The sequence below is a fragment of the Variovorax sp. FW301-JW7 genome, from assembly GCF_058788795.1.
The window spans coordinates 70023-87332 of record NZ_JBYTBC010000015.1; the positions used below are offsets into that span (position 1 = coordinate 70023).

Consider the following 17310-nt stretch of genomic DNA (forward strand, 5'->3'; position numbering starts at 1 on the left):
TTGTCTATCCTTATTTCTTCAGGGACTGCGCAGCCTTGCGCGGACCCTTGCGGGTGCGGGCGTTGGTGCGCGTGCGCTGGCCGCGCATCGGCAGGCCGCGACGGTGGCGGAAGCCGCGATAGCAGCCGATGTCCATCAAACGCTTGATGTTCATCGTCGTCTCGCGACGCAGATCGCCTTCGATCGTGAACAGAGCGATCTGGTCGCGGATCTTTTCGAGATCGGCGTCGGTCAGATCCTTGATCTTCTTCGAATATTCGATGCCGCTCGCTTCGCAGATTTGACGGGCGCGGGTGCGACCGATACCGAAAATGGCGGTCAGGCCGATTTCAGCGTGCTTGTGCGGCGGGATGTTGATGCCAGCAATACGTGCCATGTGCGTCCTCTAATACTCTTCAATCAACCCTGGCGCTGCTTGTGGCGCGGGTCGGTGCAAATCACACGCACCACACCTTTACGGCGGATGACCTTGCAATTACGGCAGATGGTTTTGACCGAAGCCGAAACTCTCATTTCATTCTCCTAAAACTGTTTAACGTGGCGGTCTACCGCCCGGACTCAATACTGAAACTCACAGCCCTACGATGTCTTGAAGTTCGCCTTCTTCAGCAGCGATTCGTACTGCTGGGACATCATGTAGTTTTGCACCTGGGCCATGAAGTCCATCGTGACGACCACGATGATCAGCAGGGAGGTACCACCGAAGTAGAACGGCACGTTGTACTTCAGGATCAGGAACTCGGGCAGCAGGCAGACGAAGGTGATGTACACCGCGCCAGCCAACGTCAGGCGAACCAGAATCTTGTCGATATAGCGAGCGGTCTGGTCACCCGGGCGAATGCCAGGAATGAACGCACCACTCTTCTTCAGGTTGTCGGCCGTTTCCTTGCTGTTGAACACGAGTGCCGTGTAGAAGAAGCAGAAGAAAACGATCGCAGCAGCGTACAGCAGCACGTAGATCGGCTCGCCCGGACGCAGTGCGCTGGCAATGTCCTTGATCCAGCGGAAGCCACCATCACCAGCGCTGAACCAGCCCACCACCGTTGCCGGCAGCAGAATGATCGACGACGCGAAGATCGGAGGAATCACACCGGCCATGTTCAGCTTCAGGGGCAGGTGCGACGACTGACCGCCGTAGACCTTGTTGCCGACCTGGCGCCGCGCATAGTTCACGAGGATCTTGCGCTGACCGCGTTCCACGAACACCACGAAGTAGGTGACCAGCACCACGACCGCGATGATGAAGAGCGCGACGATGGGGTTCATCGCACCGGTCGTCACCAGCGAAGCCAGGCCGCCGATGGCACCCGGCAGACCGGCCGCGATACCTGCAAAGATCAGGATCGAGATGCCGTTGCCGAGACCGCGTTCGGTGATCTGCTCGCCGAGCCACATCAGGAACATCGAACCAGCGGTCAGGCTCACCATGGCGGTCAAGCGGAAGCCGAAACCGGGGGCGATCACCAGACCGGCCGACGATTCGAGGGCCACTGCGATGCTGAACGACTGGAACAGAGCCAGGCCGAGCGCGCCATAGCGCGTGTACTGCGTGATCTTGCGGCGACCGGCCTCGCCTTCCTTCTTCAATTGCTCGAAGCTGGGAAGCACGTAGGTCATCAGCTGCATGATGATCGACGCCGAGATGTACGGCATGATCCCCAACGCGAACACGGTGAAACGCGACAGCGCCCCGCCCGAGAACATGTTGAACAGGCTCAGAATGCCGCCCTGCTGGCCCTGGAACAACGCTGCCAGCTGGTCCGGGTTGATACCCGGCACAGGAATGTGCGCGCCAATCCGGTAGACCACGAGCGCGAGCAGCAAAAAGACGAGCCGACGACGAAGGTCGCCGAACTTGCCTGTTTTTGCGATCGTTGCCGCGTTAGTTGCCACGAAGAACTTCTTTCAGTCCGAAGGTGATCAGGCGAAGCTGCCGCCGGCTGCTTCGATCGCAGCCTTGGCACCAGCGGTCGCACCCACGCCCGTCAGCTTGACGGCCTTGGTGAGTTCGCCGGTCTTGATGATCTTGACGACCTTGGCGAGCTGGCCCACGAGGCCGGCTTGCTTCAGTGCCAGGACATCGACTTCGGCCAGGCCGAGCTGCTCGAGAGCAGTCAGCGTGACTTCGGCGTTGTACTTCAGCAGGTGCGACTTGAAGCCACGCTTGGGCAGGCGACGCTGCAGCGGCATTTGACCGCCTTCGAAGCCGACCTTGTGGAAACCGCCTGCGCGCGACTTCTGGCCCTTGTGACCGCGACCTGCGGTCTTGCCGATGCCGGAGCCGATACCGCGGCCGACGCGACGCTTGGCGTGCTTGGCGCCAGCTGCCGGCTTGATGCCATTGAGTTCCATATCAGTCTCTCTTACAGAACTTTGACCAGATAACTGATCTTGTTGATCATGCCGCGCACTGCGGGCGTGTCTTGCAGCTCGCTCACGCTGTTGAGCTTGCGCAGGCCGAGGCCACGCACGGTCGCGCGATGCGATTCCTTGGTGCCGATCGGGCTCTTCACCAGCTGCACCTTGAGGGTTTGTTGTTGCGTCATTTGAATGCTTCCTTCAGCCTTGCGAGAGCTTGCGCTCAGGCGAAGATTTCTTCGACGGTGAGACCGCGCTTGGCAGCCACATTGCCGGCCGTCGTCGAGTTCTTCAACCCGTCGAGCGTGGCGCGAACCATGTTGTAGGGGTTCGACGAACCATGGCTCTTGGCCACGATGTCGGTGATGCCCATGACTTCGAACACGGCGCGCATCGGGCCGCCGGCGATGATGCCGGTACCCTTGGGAGCCGGGTACATCACGACCCTGGCGGCACCGTGATGGCCTTGCACCTGGTGGTGCAGCGTGCCGTTCTTGATCGCAGCCTTGAACAGGTTGCGACGGGCTTCTTCCATTGCCTTCTGCACGGCAGCAGGCACTTCCTTCGACTTGCCCTTGCCCATGCCGACGCGGCCTTCACCGTCACCGACCACGGTCAGTGCTGCGAAACCGAGGATACGACCACCCTTCACCACCTTGGTGACGCGGTTGATCGCGATCATCTTCTCGCGCAAACCGTCCTCAGGACCTTCGTTCTGCGTTCTTGCTTGAATCTTTGCCATTTTGAATCTCGTGTCCGATTAGAACTGCAGACCGGCTTCGCGGGCTGCCTCGGCCAGCGCCTTGACGCGGCCGTGGTAGGCGAAACCTGCGCGATCGAAAGCGACCTTCTCGACGCCGGCAGCCTTCGCCTTTTCAGCGATGCGCTTGCCGATGGCGGTGGCAGCGGCGGCATTGCCACCCTTGCCCGAGGCGCCGAGTGCTGCGCGCACTTCGGCTTCGGCGGTCGATGCGGTTGCGATCACCTTGGTGCCGTCGTCGGAAATGACGGTGGCATAGATGTGCAGGTTGGTGCGGTTCACCGTGAGGCGGGCCACGCCCTGCGTCGCGATCCGGATGCGGGTCTGGCGCGAGCGGCGAAGACGCTGTGCTTTTTTGGTCAACATCATTTTGCTGCCCCTTACTTCTTCTTGGTCTCTTTGATCACGATCTTCTCGTCCGAATAACGGATGCCCTTGCCCTTGTAGGGCTCAGGCGGACGAACAGCGCGGATCTCAGCGGCGATTTGACCAACGCGCTGACGGTCAGCACCCTTGATCACGATTTCGGTCGGGGTCGCGGTGGTCACCGTGATGCCTTGCGGCATGTCGATGTTGACCGGGTGCGAGTAACCGACTTGCAGGTTCAACTTGTTGTTGGACGCTGCAGCCTTGTAGCCGACGCCGACCAGGTTGAGCTTCTTCTCGAAGCCCTTGGTCACGCCAACCACCATGTTGTTCACCAGCTGGCGAATCGTGCCGCTCATCGCATTCGCTTCACGCGATTCGTTGGCGGGCTCGAAGCTCAGCTTGCCGTCATTGCTGACGACATTCACCAGCGCATTGCGAGCCAGGTTGAGCGTGCCGCCCGTACCCTTGACGCTGATCTGGTCTTCCTTGATCGACACATCCACACCTGCGGGGATGGCGACCGGCATTTTTCCTACTCGGGACATTTCAGTAACTCCTCGATGTCTCGGTTAGGCGACGTAGCACAGAACTTCGCCACCGACACCGGTAGCGCGAGCCTTGCGGTCGGTCATCACGCCCTGGGGGGTCGTGACGATCGCAACACCGAGGCCGTTCTGGACTTGCGGGATGGCGGCGCTGGCCTTGTAGACGCGCAGGCCGGGGCGGCTCACGCGTTCGATACGTTCGATGACCGGGCGGCCAGCGTAGTACTTCAGCGTGATGACGAGTTCGGACTTGCCAGCATCGGTCTTCACTTCGAAGCCGTCGATGTAGCCTTCGTCCTTCAGGACTTGTGCAATCGCGGCCTTCACCTTGGAAGACGGGATCGACACAGTGGGCTTCGCCACCATCTGCGCGTTACGGATACGCGTCAGCAGGTCGGCAATGGGATCACTCATGCTCATGTTGTTTGCTCCTGCCTGGCTTACCAGCTGGCCTTGGTGACACCGGGGATGTCGCCAGCGAAAGCCAGTTCACGGATCTTGGCGCGAGCCAGACCGAATTGACGGAAGGTGCCACGGGGGCGACCGGTGATTTCGCAACGGTTGCGCTGGCGCGTGGGGTTCGCGTTGCGCGGGAGCTTCTGCAGGCCCAGGCGGGCTGCTGCGCGCTCTTCGTCGCTCTTCTTCGCGTCGTTGGAAATTGCCTTCAGTTCCGCGTGCTTCGCAGCGAACTTGGCAACCAGCTTGTCGCGCTTGAGTTCGCGCTGGATCAAAGATTGTTTGGCCATGGTTCGCCTCAGTTCTTGAACGGGAAACGGAAGCCAGCGAGAAGCGCCTTGGCTTCTTCGTCGGTCTTGGCCGTCGTCGTGATGCTGATATTGAGACCGCGCAGGGCGTCGACCTTGTCGTACTCGATCTCAGGGAAAATGATCTGCTCTTTGACGCCGATGTTGTAGTTGCCACGGCCGTCGAATGCGCGACCCGAGATACCGCGGAAGTCACGCACGCGGGGCAGGGCCACGGTGACGAAACGGTCCAGGAACTCGTACATGTGCACGCCACGCAGCGTGACCATGCAGCCGATCGGCTGGTTTTCGCGGATCTTGAAGCCGGCGATGGCCTTCTTCGACTTGGTGACCACAGGCTTCTGACCGGCGATCTTGGTCAGGTCGGCGACGGCGTTGTCGAGGACCTTCTTGTCGGCGACTGCTTCACCCACACCCATGTTCAGGGTGATCTTGGTGAGACGCGGAACTTGCATCGGCGACTTGTAGCCGAACTTTTCCGTCAGGTCTTTCGCGATCTTTTCGCGATAGTGTTGTTGGAGACGTGCCATGTGAGTACCTCTTAGGCGAACTTGATTTCGTCGCCGCTCGACTTGAAGACGCGAACAGCCACGCGCTTGCCGTCGGCACCTTGGGTGACCTTGATGCCCACGCGATCGGCCTTGCCGGTCGCGGCATTGAAGATCGCCACGTTGGATTGGTGAATCGGCATGGTCTTCTCGACGATGCCACCGGTCGTACCCTTGAGGGGGTTCGGCTTGGTGTGCTTCTTGACGAGGTTGATGCCGTCGACGATCACATGCGAATCGTCTGCGCGCAGCGACACGACGCCGCGCTTGCCCTTGTCACGACCGGCCAACACGATGACCTGGTCGCCTTTGCGAATCTTGTTCATGGCGTTGTGTCCTTAGAGAACTTCGGGTGCCAGCGACACGATCTTCATGAACTTCTCGGTGCGCAGTTCGCGCGTGACCGGTCCGAAGATGCGGGTGCCGATGGGCTCCAGCTTGGCGTTGAGCAGCACGGCGGCATTGCCGTCGAACTTGACGAGCGAACCGTCAGCACGACGGATGCCCTTGGCGGTGCGGACCACCACTGCGCTGTAGATCTCGCCCTTCTTGACGCGACCACGCGGAGCGGCTTCCTTGATGCTGACCTTGATGACGTCGCCCACGCTGGCGTAACGCCGCTTGGAGCCACCGAGCACCTTGATACACAGGACGGATTTCGCGCCCGTGTTGTCGGCCACTTCGAGCCGGGATTCAGTTTGGATCATTTCTTGATATTCCCAACTTGTACCGATGAGCCTCCAGGAGGGAGACACCGCGGTCAGTCTTGGGCCCGTCGTCCACGCCTCGAACCACTCGAGACGCTTCCGCTTTGGGCTGAAAGCTTCGCCTTTTGAAAGCGAAGCCCGCGATTGTGGCACCCATGCCGGGCGATGTCAACTGCCTCATCACGCGAACTTCGACAGCCGCTAGACTTTGTGGCGTGCGCGCCCCCATCCACCCCCTCGTTTCGCCGCCTTCCGTGCTGCGCCGACGCCTGCTGGCGGGCGGCGCGGGCCTGCTGGGACTGGGATCGCTGGGGCTCGCGGGATGCCGCAGCGCGGCACCGGCGCCGGACACCGGCCGGCTGCGGCGCCTGGGGGAAGCCCGCTGGGCGCACCGACGCTCTATAGAGAACACCACGGCGGGCGGCCTGTCGGGCATCGACTACGACCCCGCCAAAGGTGAGTACCTGCTTCTCAGCGATGACCGGTCAGACCTGGCCCCTGTGCGCTGCTACACCGCACGCTGGCCCCAGCCTGCCGACGCCGCACCCGAGCCCACCGGCGTTGTCCAGCTGCAACGCCCCGGTGGCGGCCCCTGGCCCGGGCGGCGCCAGGCGGTCGACGGCCTGCCCGTTCCCGACCCCGAAGCCCTGCGCCTGCGCCCCTCGGCCGGCACCCTGCTCTGGACCAGCGAAGGCGACATCGCCCGCGGTTTCGGTCCCGCCTTATATGAATCGACGCGCGACGGCCGCTTTCTGCGTGAGTTCGCCCTGCCGGCGATGTTCGCCCCGGACCCCACCCAACGCCGCGGCCCGCGCGACAACCTGACGTTCGAGGGGCTGGCCCTCACGCCCGACGACCGCTCGGCCTGGCTCGCGATGGAAAACGCCCTGGTCCAGGACGGCCCGACCCCGACCACCGCCGCCCCCGGTGGCCCCTGCCGCTTCACCCAGGTCGACCTGTCGACCGGCCGCACCGTGCGCCAGATCGCCTACGTGCCCGACGCCATTCCGCTGCGCCCGCTGGTGCCGGGCACCTACGCCGACAACGGCGTGAGCGAGGCGCTGATGCTCGACGCCCACCGCATGCTGGTGCTGGAGCGGGCCTATGCCACCGGCGCCGGCAATTCGCTGCGCCTGTATGAAATAGACACCCGCGCCGCCGACGACGTGCTCGCGATCGATGCCCTCGCGCCCGGCAACCACCGCCCGGCCGCCAAGACGCTCGTGGCCGACTTCGCCAGCCTCGGCCTCTCGCGCCTCGACAACACCGAGGGCATGTGCTGGGGCCCAGCGTTGCCCGACGGCCGCCGCCTGCTGGTGGTCGTGAGCGACGACAATTTCAACCCGCTGCAAGTGACGCAGTTCGCCGCTTTCGCCTACACCGACCGACCATGACCATCGCCGTGACCTTCCTGCCCCGCACCGCGCCGGGCCCCCTGCCCCCCATCGCCTTCATCGGCGGCGGCAACATGGCCAGCGCCATCATCGGCGGCCTGATCCAGCAAGGCGTCGCGGCCGACAACTTCGAAGTGGTCGAGCCTTTCGACGACGCCCGCACCAAGCTGGCCCAGTCCTTCGGCATCGTCGCCAAGGCCGAGGCCACCGAGGCCCTCGCGCGCTGCGCCGTGGTGGTGTGGGCGGTCAAGCCCCAGACCTTCGCGGAAGCCACCCGCCCGGTGCGCGCCTTTGCTGAAGACGCGCTGCACCTAAGCGTGGCGGCAGGCATTCCGTCCGACAGCATCGCCCGCTGGCTCGGCACCGAGCGCGTGGTGCGCGCCATGCCCAACACCCCCGCACTGGTGGGCAAGGGCATGACCGGCCTCTTCGCGCGGGCGGGCGTCGAAAGCGCCGACCGTGCGCGCGTCGGCCAGCTGCTGGCGCCGACCGGCGAGCTGATCTGGGTCGACGCCGAACCCGCGCTCGACGCGGTGACCGCCATGTCGGGCTCCGGCCCGGCCTACGTGTTCTATTTCATCGAGGCGATGACCGAGGCCGGCGTCGAGATGGGCCTCACGTCCGACCAGGCCCAGCGGCTGGCCATCGGCACGTTCACCGGCGCTTCGGCGCTGGCGCACAGCGCGACCGAGCCGCCGTCGGTGCTGCGCGAACGCGTGACCTCCAAGGGCGGCACGACCTATGCGGCTCTGAGCGCGCTCGAAGCCTCGGATGTGAAGGGACAGTTCAAGACCGCCATCCGCGCCGCGCAGAAGCGCGCGGCCGAGCTGGGCGAGGAGTTCGGGCGCGGCTGAGCCGGTGGCGGGCGGCTACCGAGCGGTGTAGCCCGCCACGATGCCGACGAACAGCGCGAAGCCCAGCCAGTGGTTTTCGCGGAAGGCCTTGAAGCAGCCCTCGCGCGTGCGGTCATGGATCAGGCGCCAATGCCAGAGCGCCTGGGCCACCGCTGCGGCAACGCCCAGATAGAAGAGCACCCCCAGCGACCGGCTGGCACCGGCCCAGATCCAGACCGCCAGGAAGATCGCATAGCTGGCCATCACCGCCGCCACGTCGAAGCGACCGAAGGTGATCGCCGAGGTCTTCATGCCGATCTTCAGGTCGTCGTCGCGGTCCACCATCGCGTACTCGGTGTCGTAGGCCAGCACCCAGAACAGGTTGCCCGCCAGCAGCCACCAGGCAAAGGCCGGCACCGTCGACTGCACCGCGGCAAAGGCCATCGGGATGCCGAAGCTGAAGGCGATGCCCAGCACCGCTTGCGGGATCGACACGAAACGCTTGGCGAACGGGTAGATCAGCGTGATCGCCAGCGCCGCGAACGACCACAGCACCGTCGTACGGTTGGTGGTGAGCACCAGCCCGAAGGACAGCAGCGCCAGCACCGCGCCCAGCCCCAGCGCCTCCTTGACCGACATCGCGCCGCTCGTGACGGGCCGCTGGGCCGTGCGCTTCACATGGCGATCGAACTCGCGGTCGGCCACGTCGTTGACGCAGCAGCCTGCGCTGCGCATCAGGAAGGTGCCGAGCGTGAACACCGCGAGCAGGTGCCAGCCGGGCCAGCCGTCGGCCGCGAACCAGAGCGCGCCCAACGTGGGCCACAGCAACAACAGCCAGCCGGCCGGCCGGTTCCAGCGGATCAGATCGAGGTAGAGCGCGAAACGGCGGGCGAGAGGCATGCGGCGGACGGGCAGACGAAAAAAGAGCGGCCATTGTGCCGCTCTTGCAGGGACTCCCGGCGCACCGGGAGAACATCAGGAAGACGTCATCAGTCCTCGAGCAGCGAGCGCAGCATCCAGGCCGTCTGGTCGTGCACCGTGCAGCGGGCGGTCAGCATGTCGGCGGTAGGATCGTCGCCGGCCTCTTCGGCCACCGGGATGAACTCGCGCGCGATGCGCGACACCGTTTCGTGGCCCTTCACGAGGATGCGCACCATCTCCATCGCCTTGGGCGGGGTCTGCGGCACGTCGGGCACGGTGGCGATCTTGCTGAATTCGGCGTACGAACCCGGCGCGTAGTGGCCCAGCGCGCGGATGCGCTCGGCGAGCACGTCGGTCGAGCCCCACAGCTCGGTGTACTGCGTCATGAACATCGCATGCAGCGAGTTGAAGTGCGGCCCCGTCACGTTCCAGTGGAAGTTGTGCGTCGTGAGGTACAGCGTGTAGGTGTCGGCCAGCACGCGGCTCAGGCCCTCGGCGATGGCCGCGCGGTCCTGGCGTTCGATGCCGATGTTGATGATCGGCGCGTTGCGGCTGCCCGACTCCTGTGCGACGACGGCGCCGCCCTTCTTGGGCACCTTGCCGGCAGAGGAGGCAGGCGACGGGGACTTGGTCTTTTTCGGGGGTTTGGCCATGGCGGAGGGGTCTTTCTTGAAGTTGGGTGACAACACCGAAATTCTGAAAGCCGGCAGGCGGCTTCGCAACAGCTTCACTCTATCCCAGCGATCAGCGATCCCAAACAGCCCGCGCGTAGGCGAAGACCCCGAATCGCTAGGAGAGTCGTTTGACACCCGGCAGCTCGCACGCGTAGATCGCGTTGCGCAGCGCCGCAATGGCCTCGTAGCGCGTGAAGGTGCGGCGCCAGGCCAGCACCACGCGGCGCATCGGCGGGTCGCGGTCCTGCGCGTCGCGCACGGGCAGGTAGCGCACCATCTGCTCGGGCTCCTTGCGCCCCTTGACCTTCGGCTTGAGCGCCTCGGCCGGCACCGACAGGCGCGGCACCAGCGTCACGCCCATGCCCGAGGCCACCATGTGCTTGATGGTCTCCAGCGACGAACCCTCGAAGCTCTTGCGGATGCCTTCGGCGTTGCTCGAGAAGCGCGCGAACTCGGGGCACACCTCGAGCACGTGGTCGCGAAAGCAGTGGCCCGTGCCCAACAGCAGCATCGTCTCGCTCTGCAGCTCTTCCGAGGTGATCGACTCGCGGTCGGCCAGCTTGTGCTTCACGGGCAGCGCCGCCATGAAGGGCTCGTCGTACAGCGGCGCCATCGCCAGGCCCGTGTCGGGAAAGGGCTCGGCCATGATCGCGCAGTCGATCTCCCCGGCGCGCAGCATCTCGAGCAGCTTGACCGTGAAGTTCTCCTGCAGCACCAGCGGCATCTGCGGCGTGCGCGCGATCACCTGGCGCACCAGGTCGGGCAGCAGGTACGGGCCGATCGTGTAGATCACGCCCAGGTTCAGCGGGCCGGCCAGCGGGTCTTTTCCGCGCTTGGCGATTTCCTTGATGCTGGCGGCCTGGTCGAGCACGCTCTGCGCCTGCTGGACGATCTGCTCGCCGAGCGGCGTCACGGTCACTTCACCGGCGCTGCGCTCGAAGAGCTTGACCTCGAGTTCGTCCTCGAGTTTCTTGATGGCCACCGAAAGCGTCGGCTGGGACACATAACAGGCCTCGGCCGCCTTGCCGAAGTGCCGCTCGCGGGCGACTGCGACGATGTATTTGAGTTCGGTGAGAGTCATAGCTTGCGTCAATTATGCGCAAGGGTCTGTGACCCGGCTGGGGCGGGGTTAAAAGCCGCGGGCTGCGCTGCGCTCAGTCGGTGCGGCTCCAGACCCATTGCACCGGCTGCCCGCCGTTCGAGGGCATCGGCTCGCCCTGCGTGACCGCCGTGCTCACCCGCAGATCGGTCAGGCAGGCCCAGACGCCCGAGCGGGGGCAGGTCTGGCCCGTGTCCGCAAACAGCAGTTCATCGCGGCGCATGCGCTGCCCCTGGATCTGTGCCGAGCCATCGTCCTGCACGGAGAACGCGACGCGGCCAGACGCGGCACGCTCTTCGAAGATCTCGATAGCGCCCTGCAAGGCGACGAAGAAATCCCAGTCGGACAGATCCTGCTCCGCCGCCGCGGCTGTGAAGTCGGCCTGGTACAGGCGTTGATAGCGCTCGGCGTTGTAGTCCAGCTCGAAGACGACATTGCCTGTCGCAGCGTCCATCAGCCGGAACTGGCTGAAGCCTTGCCGCAAGCGCCCATCGCCATACCGCGAAGGCGCGATCTCGCTGCGCAGGACGGGCGAGAGCATCTCCACGGAGCCGTCGTCGCGCTTCTGGCAGATCTCGAACACGGCACCGTCGTCGGTGCGAAAGACGAACTTCTCGTCGGACGTCCAGTAGCTGTAGTAGCGCTTGTCGTTCTCGATCGTGTAGCCGCCTTTGACGGGGAGGTCAGCAAGGACCGAGGCGCCTGGCGGTTTCTCGGCGTCGTCGACGGGGCGCCAGCGGCCGGTTGTGGGGTCCAGGTCGATGAGGTCGGAGGCGGTGTGATGCAGGTAGAGCCACATGGGACTATTTCTTCGTTCCGCTCTCGACAGGACCCAACGGCATCTTTTCTTGCCTCATCTAGGCGACTGGTTTGAGGCGCTCCAGCGAGCGATTGGCCCGTGCCCAGTCTGCAAGGTCCTTGGGGTAGAGCAGATGATCACGAAAGCTGCTGTCGTCGATGCCGTGAATCACGCAGACGGCAGCGGCTTCGAAGGACCAGTAGCCGTAGTAGGGCACGTACTCGCCTTCGACGGCATGCAGGTGCCCGTCATGCCAAGGGGCGCCTTCGAAGCTCTTGTACCAGCCGTCGAGATACTCCTTGACCTTTGCACTCGCTTCGTCAGGGGTATCGACCGTGTAGAAGGCGTCGATCAGCGGGTCGTAAGGGCTGACATGGAAAAAATCCGTGTTCTCTCCTGGGTCCGGGACTGCTGGATCGATGAGAGACTCAAAGAGCAGATCGGTACCTCGCGCGCGTTGCATCCAGAGGGCGCTTTGGCGAAGTGCATCGCCATCACCCAACAGTACGCCCAAGCTCACGACATCAATGGCGAGCTGGAAGTGAGAAAGATCCTCGAATTCGAGTGGCGTCATATCAAAACGCAGATCTTCCCCGCGCTTTGTTGCGAGCCATTTGGAATATGCATGCTCTGCTGCATGCCATTCACCCAACGCTGTCATCACGTCTCCGTACAGAGGCATCAGCTCCTCGATGGCACAGCCGGCGGTGTAGTGGAGTTTGAGAATATTCAGGAGGTCTTTGAACTTTCCTGCCTCTCCGAATGGATCAAGTTCTCCTGCGGCCTTGCGCTCGAGGAGTGCTTTCTCCGACTCTGACATCAGAAACTTGAACGTCTTGAGGTTCAGTTTGTAATCCTGCTCTGTCAGAAACGCTTGTCTGCGCCTAATGCGAAATGCTGTCGCGCCAGGCCACGCGGGTCGCTCGTCACGCAATTCAGCCGCAGTTCTTGAGTCGGATTCCCCGCGCAACCTTGGATCCTTTGGATCCTTTATCACCTCGGCCTCGATCCTCAGAGCTTCGGAGAAGACTGATCGATGTCCCATTGCCAGAAAGTGGAACCGTAGTTGCTCCCCTTGACGATAGGCATGACTTCGCCAGCCTTGAAGTAGCGGCGACTCCCCACCTTGGCGGGAGTCAGCCACCAACCCGTTTGAGGGCAAGCGTCGCCACCGGGTACACGGGTCGAGCGCGAGTCAGTCCCTGCCGCTTTCGATGCGCCGGGCTTGAGTTGGGCCAACGAATGATGGGCCCGCGCCCAGTCCGCAAGATCTTTCGGGTACAGAAGGTGATCGCGGAAAGTGCTGTCATCGATGTCATGAGTCACGCAGACAGCAGCGGCTTCAAACGACCAGTAGCCGTAATAGGGCATGTACTCCCCTTCTACGGCATGCAAATGCCCGTCATGCCAAGGCGCGCCTTCGAAGCTCTTGTACCAGCCGTCGAGATATTCCTTGACCTTGGCGCTAGCCTCGTCGGGGGTCTCAACCGTGTAAAAAGCGTCGATCAGCGGGTCGTACGGGCTGACATGAAAGAAGTCCGTGTTGTCTCGTGGATCGGAAACGGCGGGATCGATCAAGGATTCAAAGAGCAGGTCCGTGCCGCGATGCTGCTGGAGCCACTTCGCGATCTGGCGTAGCCCATCTCCGTCACCCAGCAGAACTCCCAGACTGACCACATCAATCGCCAGCTGGAAGTGATACAGGTCTTCGAAATCTAGAGGCGTTCCATCATCGCGCAAGTCTTCGCCTGACTCGGCCGCCAATGCCTTGATATAGACACGGTAGGCATCATTCCATTCACCCAACGCTTTCAATACATCTGCGTAGATCGGCTTCAGCTCTTCTATGGCTTCACCGGCGGTGTAGTGCAGCTTCAGGAGATTGAGCTTGTCCTTGAATATTCCACCTTGCCCAGCAGGCTCAAGGTCACCTCGCGCACGAAGGTTGACGATCCCTTGCGAATAGGCCTTTGAACTCTCTGCAAGATCAACAATGTTGAGCTTGTAGTACTGTTCCGTCAGGAATTTCTGCCTTCTCTCGGCGCGGAATTGTTGAGCTGTCATGGCACGGAGTTATAAATTTCTAGAGTTGACGAGATGTCTCGTCATTTGCGAGGCTTGGTCGGTTTGCGAGGTTTTTTCGGTTTCGCTGGCTTGTCGCTTGCAGCTCCATCGCTCTGCGATGTCTCGATCTTGGCCTGACGCGCACGCTCGCGAGCCTTCACCACTGCGTCAATTGCTGCGGCCTCCCACTCGCGCGTGAGGCCGTGCTGAGTGTGCGGATGGACATGAGCATCCGGCTTTCCCATGTGGATGTCCTTGAGAGCCTCCGCGTGATCGACGGCCCCCTCCGACTCATAGGTGATGAGCACAACACGACGTGCGGCTGCATACGCCTTGATCGCGTTTCCAGCCGCGCGATCAAGCCCTTCTGCTGGGGCTCTGTCGGTCACCCATTCCTTGGACATCTGCACCATCTTGAACTCCACGCCTCGCTTATCCTGACTGTCACTCAACAGATAGTGCAGCAACTCGTGATCTGGGCTCAGACCGGTGACTTTGGGCATTTTCCCCTTGCTCACGAGGAATTTCCCCAACCCGTAGGCGGCTCCGATGCTCTCGCGAGCCTTGGCCTCGGTCACGGTGTAGTTCGTGCCGTGTTGCCACACCGCATCCAGCCCGGCATGGTTCACCTTCGGTAGGTCAATCAGACGCAGGTTGACCGGCCGCTTGTCCACGTTGAGCTTTCGAACCGTCACGGGTGACCACTTCCCCTCGAGCTTGTCGTGCGGCCAACTGCCGCGCAACCGTTTGACCTCGTGATAGTCGGCCATGTGCTCACCCACCAGCCCTTTCTCCTGGCTGGCCAGGCTCTTGAACGCCTTGCGCATGAGCTGCTTGGCCACATGAACCGGTCCACCGCCCCTCCTGGTGTCGGTTTCAGCGCGCCCCACCACTGTCTGCTTTTTTTGTCGAGCCGGCACCTTCCCCCTGGGATGAAGCTCGACCGCGTTGTGGCCCGCCTTGGTGCGCGTACCCGGGTTCGCAGACGCCGTCACCGCGCGCTGACCCGCCGCCATGACGATGGCTGCGGCCTGCTCGCCCAGCAGGTCTTCCAGGAATTCGTAGATCTCCTTGCTGGCGCGCTGCAGCGGGGCCCGAATCTGGCCGCGCATCTTCTTCAGGCTGGGCAGCAGTTCCCTGGCAAGCTTTTGCACGGGGTCGGGAATCATCCAGTCTTTCCAGCCGCTCGCGGTCGCAATGAACTCGAGCAGTTCGATGCAGGAGTTCATTGCAAGATCGACTTTCTGGATCGCCTCATTGCTGCGCGCCACCCACTTGCCAAGAAGCTCCTTTCGTATCCATTTGATCGCGCCGCCCTTGCCCAACCCCAGCAGGCCTTCCACGGCTTGCAGGCCGCTGTGAACCGCACCCTTGACGGCCCGACGCTCTCTCCACAGCGGCTTGAAAACGGTCTTGAACGCACTGCCCACTTCAGGGATGGCGCCGAACGCCGCAAAGCCCAGGTTCACCAGCTGGTCCGAGCTGGCCTTGTCGAACCCTCCGCGTTGATTGATCTTGAACAGGGTGCCTGTGATGTCGCGCGCATCCATCACCTGGTCGAGGATCGGAATCAGCGAGATCAGCCCGCCGACGATCTGGGCACCGAAGTGCTGGTCTTCCTCGAAGTCGCCCAGCAGCAGAGTGCGAAAGAAGCGCTCGATTTCGCTACGCGTTCCGCTCATGCGTTTTCTCCCTCTCCCGATGTCCAGCCGCCGATCGGAGGTTCTGTGGCCAGTGCCTTTTCGATCAGGGCAACGCCCTGGTCCTTCACGTCCTGCTTCTGAAACTCCGCATCGTTCTTGGCCAGCGGAGGGGCCTTCCAGTCACGCGCGTCTTCACCGTATTCGACGCGGTAACCGCCCTTGGGCACCCCGCGCAGTAGTTTGTAGCCGTCCTGATCGAGCATGCCTTGCAGCACGGCGCCACTGTCAAAGGTGACCTTGTAGGTGGCCTGCACCACAGGGGTCAGATCGTCGTAGGTGTAGTGCAGCTCGAGGTCGGGTGGCGTTTCCGTCAGTGCGCCGACGGGCAGGTATGGCAACTCCGCCGGATTCCCCTTCGGCCCCACAAAGCTCTTGCTCGTCCCCTTGATGTCCAGCAGCCCCGGCATCTTCAGCGTGATGTTCATCCCATCCAGCTCGATGCTCGTCTGCCCACCCTTGAGCGTGATCTTCTGCTGCGCCAGCACATGGATCTCGTCATTGCTGCTGGTGACCGTGAAGCCTTCCTTGGCCAGCCATTCGAGTTCGTCGGTGTGCGCCTGCACGCTCACCGGCCCGTCTTGCGCGATGACCTGGATGCCACCTTCGTGGCTGTACAGCCCCACGGATTTACCAGCCGCAAAGCTCACGGTCTTGCCCGCCGCGATGTGGGCCTGCGCCTGCGCAGTCCAGTGGATGGCCTCGCCTGCGTACACAGTCGCACTGGCGAGCGTGGCCATGTTCAGGCTCATGGCCGCATCGAGCACCATGAGCGGCCGGGCGAAAGCGGGCACGGGGTCTTGCCCTTCGCGTGAGCCTGCGCTCTCTCCGCCCGTGGGCTCGCGCGCGTCCTGTCCGTTGACGCTGCCGGGATAGTGCCCATTCTTCTGCGGATCGATGTCGTCGATCAGCGGCTGCAGCAGCGCCGTGGCGCTCAACGCCAGCGCCTTGGCGCCGCCGGCCGCATCGGACAGCTTCTGCGCCTCGCGCAACGCGCCGGCGAGCTGGCCACGCACGCTGGTAGTGTCCTGCACGCTGCCTGCCGCGCGTTCCTGGGCCAGCGTGGAGATCAACAAACCCTCGCCGGCGCGCGTGGCGACCCAGGCGTCGGAGCGCAGCTCGGCGCCGCTGCCGCGCCAGGCGCCGCGGCTGCTCTCGTCGGGGGACTGGGCATTGAGGTGGCCCAGGTTCAGCTGACTGGCCGCGTGCGAACTGGCCAGGCGGGTGCGAACTTGTCCAGGTGCGTCGTCGGCGATCCACTGGTTGTAGCCGCTGCCGTCGAGCGCGCGGCTGTGCCAGCCCGAGAGAACGCCCGCATGGTTGGCCGATGAGTCGGTGCCGGCTGACCAGGGCGGCAGGTCCTGTCCGTTGTACAGCTGCTGAGCGACCACCGGTCGGTCGATGTCGCCTTCGATGAACGACACGAGCACCTCGGAGCCCACGCGCGGCAGGTGGTGTGCGCCCCAGTTGGGGCCGGCCTCGGGGGCCGCCACGCGCAGCCAGACGGACTGGCGATTGCTCGCGTGGCGACCGGCGGCGACGAGGCTGCCTTGTCCGCTGCTGGTCGATCGCTGCTGGCCCGCACGCTGGGTCTGCCAATGGAAGCGCACCTGCACCCGATGATCGCGTTGCGTGTGGACAGCGGTCGGTGCCTCGTCGTCATCGCCGCCGACCACGAGCGCGACCATGGCCTCGGGAGCCGTGGGCTTGGGTCGCCACAGCGGCACGACCTGCGCCTCGGCCGGCTGGGCTTCGAAGCTGTTGCGGTAGCTGCC

23 protein-coding genes are annotated in these 17310 nt (G+C 63.4%); 2 read left to right on the forward strand and 21 right to left on the reverse strand.

The annotated features are described in order from the left end of the window. Positions 1–10: 10 nt before the first annotated feature. The 13 genes from rpsM to rplN form a co-directional block, all read right to left on the reverse strand. Positions 11–376 (reverse strand): 30S ribosomal protein S13, encoded by a 366-nt coding sequence (rpsM, locus tag AC3WQM_RS28905; RefSeq protein WP_013544105.1) that lies wholly within the window; start codon positions 374–376, stop codon positions 11–13. A 23-nt stretch (positions 377–399) separates the two neighbouring features. Further along, the gene (rpmJ, locus tag AC3WQM_RS28910) at positions 400–513 is read right to left on the reverse strand and encodes a 50S ribosomal protein L36 (RefSeq protein WP_013544106.1); all 114 of its coding nucleotides are present in this window, start codon (positions 511–513) and stop codon (positions 400–402) included. 66 nt (positions 514–579) lie between these two features. Beyond that, on the reverse strand, positions 580–1893 hold the full coding sequence (gene secY / locus AC3WQM_RS28915; RefSeq protein WP_119555012.1) for a preprotein translocase subunit SecY: 1314 nt from the start codon (positions 1891–1893) through the stop codon (positions 580–582). A gap of 27 nt (positions 1894–1920) precedes the next feature. Then, positions 1921–2352, reverse strand: a complete 432-nt coding sequence (rplO, locus tag AC3WQM_RS28920; RefSeq protein ID WP_099793804.1) for a 50S ribosomal protein L15 — start codon at positions 2350–2352, stop codon at positions 1921–1923. Between the two features lie 11 nt (positions 2353–2363). Then, complete coding sequence (gene rpmD / locus AC3WQM_RS28925; protein WP_019653974.1) at positions 2364–2546, reverse strand: 50S ribosomal protein L30; 183 nt, start codon at positions 2544–2546, stop codon at positions 2364–2366. A gap of 35 nt (positions 2547–2581) precedes the next feature. Next, a complete protein-coding gene (rpsE, locus tag AC3WQM_RS28930; RefSeq protein WP_099793806.1) occupies positions 2582–3100 on the reverse strand; it encodes a 30S ribosomal protein S5 in 519 nt (172 codons plus the stop codon). Positions 3101–3118: 18 nt separating this feature from the next. After that, positions 3119–3484, reverse strand: coding sequence for a 50S ribosomal protein L18 (gene rplR, locus AC3WQM_RS28935; protein ID WP_056577252.1), 366 nt, complete (start codon positions 3482–3484; stop codon positions 3119–3121). 14 nt (positions 3485–3498) lie between these two features. After that, positions 3499–4032 (reverse strand): 50S ribosomal protein L6, encoded by a 534-nt coding sequence (rplF, locus tag AC3WQM_RS28940; protein ID WP_099793808.1) that lies wholly within the window; start codon positions 4030–4032, stop codon positions 3499–3501. A gap of 24 nt (positions 4033–4056) precedes the next feature. Further along, entirely contained in the window at positions 4057–4452 is a 396-nt protein-coding gene (rpsH, locus tag AC3WQM_RS28945) for a 30S ribosomal protein S8 (protein WP_056516708.1), read from the reverse strand. Between the two features lie 20 nt (positions 4453–4472). Further along, complete coding sequence (rpsN, locus tag AC3WQM_RS28950; protein WP_489061237.1) at positions 4473–4778, reverse strand: 30S ribosomal protein S14; 306 nt, start codon at positions 4776–4778, stop codon at positions 4473–4475. Between the two features lie 8 nt (positions 4779–4786). Further along, positions 4787–5326: a 50S ribosomal protein L5 gene (gene rplE, locus AC3WQM_RS28955; protein ID WP_056576993.1), complete on the reverse strand. Its 540-nt coding sequence runs from the start codon at positions 5324–5326 to the stop codon at positions 4787–4789. Positions 5327–5337: 11 nt separating this feature from the next. Further along, on the reverse strand, positions 5338–5670 hold the full coding sequence (gene rplX / locus AC3WQM_RS28960; RefSeq protein WP_062474813.1) for a 50S ribosomal protein L24: 333 nt from the start codon (positions 5668–5670) through the stop codon (positions 5338–5340). A 12-nt stretch (positions 5671–5682) separates the two neighbouring features. Further along, positions 5683–6051, reverse strand: coding sequence for a 50S ribosomal protein L14 (gene rplN, locus AC3WQM_RS28965; RefSeq protein WP_009124801.1), 369 nt, complete (start codon positions 6049–6051; stop codon positions 5683–5685). A 257-nt stretch (positions 6052–6308) separates the two neighbouring features. On the opposite strand from rplN, the gene AC3WQM_RS28970 reads away from it, so the two are divergent. Then, a complete protein-coding gene (locus AC3WQM_RS28970; protein ID WP_492683439.1) occupies positions 6309–7445 on the forward strand; it encodes an esterase-like activity of phytase family protein in 1137 nt (378 codons plus the stop codon). Beyond that, positions 7442–8299: a pyrroline-5-carboxylate reductase gene (proC, locus tag AC3WQM_RS28975; protein WP_492683431.1), complete on the forward strand. Its 858-nt coding sequence runs from the start codon at positions 7442–7444 to the stop codon at positions 8297–8299. The genes AC3WQM_RS28970 and proC overlap by 4 nt, the downstream gene beginning before the upstream one ends. A 15-nt stretch (positions 8300–8314) precedes the next feature. Here the strand turns inward: proC and ubiA are convergent, their stop codons facing one another. The 8 genes from ubiA to AC3WQM_RS29015 form a co-directional block, all read right to left on the reverse strand. Continuing rightward, a complete protein-coding gene (gene ubiA / locus AC3WQM_RS28980; protein ID WP_492683432.1) occupies positions 8315–9178 on the reverse strand; it encodes a 4-hydroxybenzoate octaprenyltransferase in 864 nt (287 codons plus the stop codon). Between the two features lie 89 nt (positions 9179–9267). Then, a complete protein-coding gene (locus AC3WQM_RS28985; RefSeq protein ID WP_139700624.1) occupies positions 9268–9852 on the reverse strand; it encodes a Dps family protein in 585 nt (194 codons plus the stop codon). Between the two features lie 136 nt (positions 9853–9988). Beyond that, a complete protein-coding gene (locus tag AC3WQM_RS28990) occupies positions 9989–10954 on the reverse strand; it encodes a LysR substrate-binding domain-containing protein (protein ID WP_062474802.1) in 966 nt (321 codons plus the stop codon). Positions 10955–11027: 73 nt separating this feature from the next. After that, positions 11028–11771: a hypothetical protein gene (locus AC3WQM_RS28995; protein ID WP_492683433.1), complete on the reverse strand. Its 744-nt coding sequence runs from the start codon at positions 11769–11771 to the stop codon at positions 11028–11030. 58 nt (positions 11772–11829) lie between these two features. Next, entirely contained in the window at positions 11830–12816 is a 987-nt protein-coding gene (locus tag AC3WQM_RS29000; protein ID WP_492683434.1) for a PoNe immunity protein domain-containing protein, read from the reverse strand. After that, positions 12783–13835, reverse strand: a complete 1053-nt coding sequence (locus AC3WQM_RS29005) for a PoNe immunity protein domain-containing protein (protein WP_492683435.1) — start codon at positions 13833–13835, stop codon at positions 12783–12785. The genes AC3WQM_RS29000 and AC3WQM_RS29005 overlap by 34 nt, the downstream gene beginning before the upstream one ends. Positions 13836–13876: 41 nt before the next feature. Then, complete coding sequence (locus tag AC3WQM_RS29010; protein ID WP_492683436.1) at positions 13877–15517, reverse strand: hypothetical protein; 1641 nt, start codon at positions 15515–15517, stop codon at positions 13877–13879. Beyond that, positions 15514–17310, reverse strand: a 1797-nt coding sequence (locus AC3WQM_RS29015) for a DUF2345 domain-containing protein (RefSeq protein ID WP_492683437.1), incomplete at its 5' end; no start/stop codon positions are given. The genes AC3WQM_RS29010 and AC3WQM_RS29015, both read right to left, overlap by 4 nt.

What these genes read in the sequence shown, in the direction of transcription:
- AC3WQM_RS29010 (WP_492683436.1), bottom strand. Translation starts at nt 15,517, where the DNA reads ATGAGCGGAACGCGTAGCGAAATCGAGCGCTTCTTTCGCACTCTGCTG.
- AC3WQM_RS28985 (WP_139700624.1), bottom strand. Translation starts at nt 9,852, where the DNA reads ATGGCCAAACCCCCGAAAAAGACCAAGTCCCCGTCGCCTGCCTCCTCT.
- rplR (WP_056577252.1), bottom strand. Translation starts at nt 3,484, where the DNA reads ATGTTGACCAAAAAAGCACAGCGTCTTCGCCGCTCGCGCCAGACCCGC.
- proC (WP_492683431.1), top strand. Translation starts at nt 7,442, where the DNA reads ATGACCATCGCCGTGACCTTCCTGCCCCGCACCGCGCCGGGCCCCCTG.
- AC3WQM_RS29005 (WP_492683435.1), bottom strand. Translation starts at nt 13,835, where the DNA reads ATGACAGCTCAACAATTCCGCGCCGAGAGAAGGCAGAAATTCCTGACG.
- AC3WQM_RS28995 (WP_492683433.1), bottom strand. Translation starts at nt 11,771, where the DNA reads ATGTGGCTCTACCTGCATCACACCGCCTCCGACCTCATCGACCTGGAC.
- AC3WQM_RS29000 (WP_492683434.1), bottom strand. Translation starts at nt 12,816, where the DNA reads ATGGGACATCGATCAGTCTTCTCCGAAGCTCTGAGGATCGAGGCCGAG.
- rplE (WP_056576993.1), bottom strand. Translation starts at nt 5,326, where the DNA reads ATGGCACGTCTCCAACAACACTATCGCGAAAAGATCGCGAAAGACCTG.
- AC3WQM_RS28990 (WP_062474802.1), bottom strand. Translation starts at nt 10,954, where the DNA reads ATGACTCTCACCGAACTCAAATACATCGTCGCAGTCGCCCGCGAGCGG.
- rpmD (WP_019653974.1), bottom strand. Translation starts at nt 2,546, where the DNA reads ATGACGCAACAACAAACCCTCAAGGTGCAGCTGGTGAAGAGCCCGATC.
- rplN (WP_009124801.1), bottom strand. Translation starts at nt 6,051, where the DNA reads ATGATCCAAACTGAATCCCGGCTCGAAGTGGCCGACAACACGGGCGCG.
- rpsM (WP_013544105.1), bottom strand. Translation starts at nt 376, where the DNA reads ATGGCACGTATTGCTGGCATCAACATCCCGCCGCACAAGCACGCTGAA.
- rpmJ (WP_013544106.1), bottom strand. Translation starts at nt 513, where the DNA reads ATGAGAGTTTCGGCTTCGGTCAAAACCATCTGCCGTAATTGCAAGGTC.
- rplX (WP_062474813.1), bottom strand. Translation starts at nt 5,670, where the DNA reads ATGAACAAGATTCGCAAAGGCGACCAGGTCATCGTGTTGGCCGGTCGT.
- ubiA (WP_492683432.1), bottom strand. Translation starts at nt 9,178, where the DNA reads ATGCCTCTCGCCCGCCGTTTCGCGCTCTACCTCGATCTGATCCGCTGG.
- rpsE (WP_099793806.1), bottom strand. Translation starts at nt 3,100, where the DNA reads ATGGCAAAGATTCAAGCAAGAACGCAGAACGAAGGTCCTGAGGACGGT.
- rplO (WP_099793804.1), bottom strand. Translation starts at nt 2,352, where the DNA reads ATGGAACTCAATGGCATCAAGCCGGCAGCTGGCGCCAAGCACGCCAAG.
- rpsH (WP_056516708.1), bottom strand. Translation starts at nt 4,452, where the DNA reads ATGAGCATGAGTGATCCCATTGCCGACCTGCTGACGCGTATCCGTAAC.
- rplF (WP_099793808.1), bottom strand. Translation starts at nt 4,032, where the DNA reads ATGTCCCGAGTAGGAAAAATGCCGGTCGCCATCCCCGCAGGTGTGGAT.
- rpsN (WP_489061237.1), bottom strand. Translation starts at nt 4,778, where the DNA reads ATGGCCAAACAATCTTTGATCCAGCGCGAACTCAAGCGCGACAAGCTG.